1 protein-coding gene is annotated in these 2834 nt (G+C 47.8%); it reads right to left on the bottom strand.

All coding sequences use genetic code 11. The features are described 5' to 3' along the window. The coding region (locus A3EU_RS31870; RefSeq protein WP_044086909.1) for a GEVED domain-containing protein at nucleotides 1–2834 on the bottom strand (2834 nt) is incomplete at both ends.

Genomic DNA, 2834 nt, shown 5'->3' with positions numbered 1-2834 from the left:
TCATCAAGAACAATCGTTGGCTCGGTGCCGTCGATGCTACCTTCCAGGGTCTGGAGAGCAAAATCTACCGTTACTTCGTCCGTATTAGCAGGACAGTCTACTACCGGATCCGTCTTGTCTTCTGCGAAGATCGTACCCCAACAGGTGTAGACAATCTCGCCATCTTCAACAATCTGAATCATGTAGGTGTGTTCGCCACAGCCACTGATCACATTGCTATCCGTTCCGTCAACCGTGATGATGAACTCATCAACACAGCCATCCAGTCCCGTAAGAATCATGTCTTTAGTAATCGTAGCGCTACAGCTTGCATCTAGCGTTACGTTCAGGTTAGCGATACAGCCCAGTTCGATCGGAGGCTCTACAAAACCAGCGTCAACCGTTTCGATATCATCTCCAGAGAACAGATCGTAGAATGGCGTCATAAAATCAGCATTCTGATCAGAGTCCGTCGTATCATCTCCATTTGGAGAGTTCGGAGCTACTGCCAGTAAGATCGGTCCACACTCATCGAGGGCAGTACTGGCATCAAAGGTCACTTTATAGCTACCAGGTGCCAGGCCTTCGAACTTGTAGTAGCCATTCACATCGGTTATCAGTACCAGAATCACCGGCTGACCGATATTGTTGGTTCCTGTCAAGGTAACAGTCACACCTTCAATCGGACTATCAGGTACACTTCCAGTACTTACCTGCGTATTATCATTGTTCTCATAGCTTTCATCAAGCCAGACGTAGTCTCCAAGTTCTGCTGGAATGTAAGCTCCGAAGTCGAAACTCAGGTCATCCTGCATATCAGGGAAACCGTTGATGCCACCAGGATTATCACCCGTGCCGTTTTCGCCTTCCGGTAGGCCCATTGGGTCTACTATGGTAAATTCAACACCTGCATGGTCGTCACTGTCGATAACATCATCGCCAGGAATATCAGACCAGGTAGGTACATAGTCACCAGGTAAGGTTGGAATACTGATGCTGTAAGTACCAGGATTTAAGCCACAGAAGTTGTAAACACCATCCGTGGTGCCGTCATTTCCTGTCGTTACCGTATAAGTACGGTTATCATCGGTCGTATTCACATCGCCATCAGGGCCAAACCATAATAGCTCTACATCTACACCATTAAGCCCCAGGTCACCAGCTTCATCTTGTTCGCCGTTGCCGTTGTAGTCTTCCCATACCAGGTTACCTACTTTGCTAAGCTTGACTTTGTAATCTTCAATCTCACCAAAAGGTACTGCACCAGTTTGGCTGTTAGGAGCAAGACCGCCATCCGAACTCAAACGAGCGCGAACGAATAAAGATCCTTCGCTGTAAGCAACTACATCAGGTACAGGGAAACAGTATTCAGCATCTGCAACACCACCATCAGGTATTATTCCGTCAGCGAATGCCAGTTCTTCACCAGCACCAAACATACCGTCGCCGTTCCAGTCGATCCATACTTGTAGTACGGCATCAGCTCCAGTCATGTTCATCGCACTTACGGTGATACATGACTCATTGCCAGGAATAAATGGATGGCTGAATACAATACCGTCTTCGTCGCTACCATCAGTACAAGTACCGAAAGTGACTAAACCAGGATCAGCATCATCACCTCCTTCCATCATACCAGCCATAGGCTCAGGAATACCATCTAGCTCCGAATCTACACATGATCCGAGCTTAAGCGCTTCAGAGATAATGTGGCGTGGAGCATCAGGCCCAGTTGTGGTATAAGTATTTGGTAAATCACCATAATCAAAGCCGATGATTTGTACCATATAATCTTCTACTTCACCGCTATTCGCAATACCTGTAGAAGTCATTACTTCGTCCATGTCATTAGCCAGGCGAATACGTAGACCTAAATCTTGGCCAACTACTGCATCCGCAGGAATTGGGCCAACGTTTACCGTTACACTGGTAGCACCATCAGCAACAGGCGCTGTAAACTTCTCCGTTGCAGGATCTAGGAAACCATCCTTGTTCATATCCAGGTATACAGCAATCGTCGCTTCCTCAGTAGTCATGTTCATGACCGGAATCTCCAAAGTCGTCGTTTGTGTTAAGATGAACAATGGAATGTTGTTCAGGTCTAAACCGTCTTCGTCGTCAATTTCGCTGTTATCATCACCTCCGGTGATACCGGCATCAGCACTTGGCTGACCGTCCGCTTCATCTTCTTCAGATGCACCGATCTTCAAGATAACCATGTCCTCTTCATTCGTAAGAACTTTGTGCGCAGCACCTCCATCAGCAATGGTGGTCTGGTAATCAGCAGGGGTATCAGGATCAGTATTATCACCGTCAGTACCAACTGCAGGGTCATTAAGATCACCATAATCAAAGCCCATTACAACTACTTCGTAGTCTTCCACTTCACCGTCAGGTGCAGGGCCTGTAGGGCTCATTGCCATATCCGTGGTCAAGCGCAAGCGGAAACCAAGGTCATCGTTGATCGTCGCTGTCAGCGGTGGTACAATGTCTGCTAGTGTAACGCTTGTGGCTTGATCCGGTACTTCCACAAAGTACATCTCACCTGCGTCGTTAAAGTCACCATTGTTGTTCCAGTCAATGTACAGCGTTAGCTTAGCCGGAGTCCCCGTCATGTTCATCACCGGGATATCGATATCGACGCTCTGGCCCGTGACGAACATGATGCTCGCAGGGTCAAAGCCATCTTCATCGTCGATGCCATCTGCATCATCACCATCAGCGTCATCACTTACTTGGCCATCCACCTCTGGATCAACGCTAGCGCCAATCTTCAAGGTAACCTCATCGTTTTCGTTCGTACTAATCTTGTGGCTTGGCCCGCCGTTTGCGGTTAGTGTTTCATAGTCTTGTTC

The sequence above is a fragment of the Lewinella cohaerens DSM 23179 genome (genome assembly GCF_000379805.1).
Classification (GTDB): Bacteria; Bacteroidota; Bacteroidia; order Chitinophagales; family Saprospiraceae; genus Lewinella; species Lewinella cohaerens.
Note: the sequence above shows the minus strand (reverse complement) of the source record. Positions and strands in the feature narration are given on the sequence as shown.